General features: G+C 67.9%; 3 protein-coding genes. 2 read left to right on the top strand and 1 reads right to left on the bottom strand.

Annotated elements, in window-relative coordinates; translation table 11 throughout:
• Positions 1-285: 285 nt before the first annotated feature.
• On the bottom strand, positions 286-678 hold the full coding sequence (locus tag BC793_RS48520) for a hypothetical protein (RefSeq protein ID WP_109603416.1): 393 nt from the start codon (positions 676-678) through the stop codon (positions 286-288).
• Positions 679-1298: 620 nt separating this feature from the next.
• Between BC793_RS48520 and BC793_RS48515 the strand changes: the two genes are divergently transcribed.
• On the top strand, positions 1299-2549 hold the full coding sequence (locus tag BC793_RS48515) for a WD40/YVTN/BNR-like repeat-containing protein (protein WP_109603415.1): 1251 nt from the start codon (positions 1299-1301) through the stop codon (positions 2547-2549).
• Between the two features lie 369 nt (positions 2550-2918).
• The gene (locus BC793_RS50960) at positions 2919-3263 is read left to right on the top strand and encodes a hypothetical protein (RefSeq protein ID WP_203896659.1); all 345 of its coding nucleotides are present in this window, start codon (positions 2919-2921) and stop codon (positions 3261-3263) included.
• Positions 3264-3405: the final 142 nt, after the last annotated feature.

The following is a 3405-nucleotide window of genomic DNA, read 5'->3' as shown; positions in this document are numbered from 1 at the left end:
TCACTATTCGAACCCACCGGTGGTGGTCTCCTCGCTCGCCCTCAGCTCAACGTTTCAAGAGTAAATCTTGCCTCTCATGATCTTGGCACAGAGGGATGCCGCCGAGTGTAGGGCTATGAAACAGCATAAAAAGCGCGAATGCGTAGGATCTGCCGTGGGCGCTGAGCAGGAACTGCGGTCGTTCCAGGCCTACCAGACCATATCGAGACTCGATGTCCGCATCTGAGTGGCACCGTCAGCGATGGCGGCCCGTCGACCTCGCCTCGCGGGGGTGCAGCGGCGACCTCACTGATAACCGATTCCAAGCACCAACTGACCGTCTCGCGGATGAGCCCACACGTAGACGAACCCCGGATCGAAGAGAGTCGGAGACTGGTGCTGCTCCTCGGAGAGATTCATTTCTTGAGCGAGGTCCTCCGGTGATTGCCCGGCCGCCGGTGCGACGGTGATCTCCCGCCAGCATCCACCCGAACCGCACCCCATGTCCTCCGCGACGATGGCCGCCCCGGATGGCAGGTCCGGTATTCGCGACCTGGATGGAAGGATTATCAGCTCGTTCCCCATCGTCAGCAGCCACAGAAAGCGCATGACCCACAGGCATGCCAGCACGCCCACTGCAATGGACACGATCACCAAGGTGTACTTGGTTCTTCTCCTCAGTGCGGCACGGAGCATCACCGCGCCAGGGTAGAAGGAGCGATCTATACGGCCCTGACCCGCTTGGCATCGGCAGCACGCCGGTAGCCGCATCCACGTCGGCTTCGGGCCTGTCAACCAGGTGCTACTTCTCCTGGACGCGGTGCCAGCCCGGTGCTGTTGAGCGCCAGCTAACTGACCACTGATGCACTGGGTAAATGTCCGGCGGCGAGGCCTCGGTTAGAAGCCGGTTGGCTGGTCGCGGTAGCGGAGGCTGTAGAGCACGTCGGGGCTGGCCTCAAGGTGGTCGGCGTGCAGGATTTCGCAGCGCCTGAGTTCGCCGCTGGCTGGGTCGGGGTGCCCGGCCGGGCCGTGGTCCGGGTGAGGCCGCGTTCGGCGAGGCAGCCGTGGAGGCGGGACCGTAGACCGGTGTCGGCGCCGTAGCGCAGCGGGGCTTGACCCGAACGGCGCAAGCACGAGGCCGTAGCCTGCGGATATGTCCCGCCGCCCAGCCACACGCGCCGACTGCGGCGAGCTCCCGCCACGCCTGCGGCCCGGTGATCAGACCTGCGCCACGGGCGCCCAGCTCATCGGCTGAGGATGGAACCGGATCCGCCTCGGCGGTGTCGTTCAATCAGATGCCCACGGGAGGAGACGGCCGGATGTCCGAAACACCGCGCCACGAGGTGATCGATCTGAGCGAAATCGGCACGCCGTACGACGGCGGCCCGCCGCCCGATCGGCGGCCGTGGACCGCGAGCAGGCGCCGTCGGGCCGGCGGTGTCGTCATAGCGGCGGCGTTGCTGGCGGTGCTCGGCGTCACGGTCACACGCGCGGCGGCTGGTGAGGAGGTGGGCCGGGACGGCGGCACGGTGCCCACAGGCACACAGCATCCCGGCGTGGCTTCCAGCGCAGTCTCCGCCGGCGAGGTGAACGGGGCGCGTTTCGATGCCCTGTTCGTCCAGTTCGTCGACCGCAGTCACGGGTTCGCGCTGACCGCGGCCTGCGCCGGCGGTGAGCAGCCTTGCTCGTACGGGCTCGCCGTCAGCACCGACGGTGGTGGTTCGTACCAGCATCGGGCGCTTCCCCTGGCGAAGATCCCGCCGCTCGAGGGCTACAGCGCCGAACTGCATGCCGTGACCGCCCGGACCGTCGTGATCGAGGACCGCGGGAAGTGGTGGGTGAGCGTCGACGCCGGTCGTACCTGGCGCTCGGCGCCGAACTCCGTGGCGCGGAACACCGCCGGAATCCCCGCAGCCGGGCGCCTGCACATCCGCTGCGTCGACGCGACCTGTGAATCCCGTGAACTCACGGTGATCGACCCGGACAGCGGCATGCCCGCGAAGGTGCTCGACGTGCCGCTGCGACAGGTCCAGAACTCGTCGGGGTCCACGATCGCCCCGGACGGCACGCGCTGGGTCTCCGGCACCACTCGGAGCGGCGATCCGGCGCTGGCCGTGACCCGCGACGGCGGCCGGAGCTGGGCGGTGTCGCGATTTCCCTCACCGGACAAGCTGTTGTTCGGGCCCTGGCTGGTGGTGGGGCCCGGGCAGCAGCGGTACGCGATCTTCAACGTCCAGCGTGAGGGTGCCAAGAACGGCTTCGGGCCCATGTACGGCAGCACGGACGCCGGCCGGACGTGGACCCGGATCCGGGACGGCAAGGGGCAGCCCGCTTCCATCCTGGGCGCGATCGTCCGGCCGGACGGACGGCTGCTGATCGGCACGGAGCTCGACGGTTCGATGATCAGCACCGACAAGGGCCGTACCTTCGAGAAGACGGAGACCGGAAGCGGGCTCTCCCACTTCGTCGAGTGCGGCGGGATGATCACGGCCATGGGGTTGGACGGGGCCCACCACACCTCGCTGGACGGCGGAGTGACGTGGTCACCGGTCTCGGTGCCGGCGCCGTAGGGGTCAGCTCTTCGCGGGACGGGCGGACGAGGCGAAGCGAAACTGGATCGCCTCTATCAGAGGCCGGCGTTTGGTGCTGTGAAAGGCCGTGATCCGCCAGGCTGATGAGCAGCGGCGCCCAGACCCGCCTCAGCTGTCAGGCTGTCGCCGGTGTTCAGGCATGACCCACATCGGAACTGGCGCCCACGGGCTGCCTTGCTTTCGAGATGTCTGCCGGGGCGTCGGCGTCGGCCTGGCCCACCCCGTTGGCCTGATCAGCAGCTCGTCCGCCGCTCAGCGGCGTAACTCATCACAATTCTGCCACGCGGTGACTCCACCCAGGCCGACACCGACCACACGGTCGTCTTCGGCGGAAGGAAGCACAACCTCATGACCGTGCTGGCAGAACAGGTCGACGGCGCCATCGGGGTCGACACCCACCGCGACACCCTGGCCGCGGTGGCCGTATCGGCTGTCGGTGCGGTACTCGCGCACGCCGAGGCAGCTATCGACGTGCAAGGGGTACGGGAAGTTGCTGTCCTTCGGCCGTACACAGTTCCCGGCACTCGGTGCTGGGCGCTGGAGGGGACGGGAAGCTACGGGGCCGGCCTGGCCGCTTTTCTCGATGCCCATGGCGAACGTGTCGTCGAGGTGTGCGGCCGAACCGGCCTCCGCAGCGCGGCGGCCGAAAGACCGGAGCGATCGACGCCGTGCGTGCGGCTCGAGAGGCGCTGACCGCTGAACACCTGATTCATCCGCGTCGCCGCGGTGAGCGTGAGGCGCCGCGATGCGGGTGTTTGCCGGTCACGCGTTGAGGAAACAACCGTGGCCGTTGAATCCCCCGGTACTTCACGGGCATCCGCAGCACACGGACACT

The sequence above is a fragment of the Actinoplanes xinjiangensis genome (genome assembly GCF_003148685.1).
Taxonomy (GTDB): Bacteria; Actinomycetota; Actinomycetes; order Mycobacteriales; family Micromonosporaceae; genus Actinoplanes; species Actinoplanes xinjiangensis.
The sequence above is the reverse complement of the archived record's forward strand: the minus strand, read 5'-3'. Positions and strand labels throughout refer to the sequence as shown.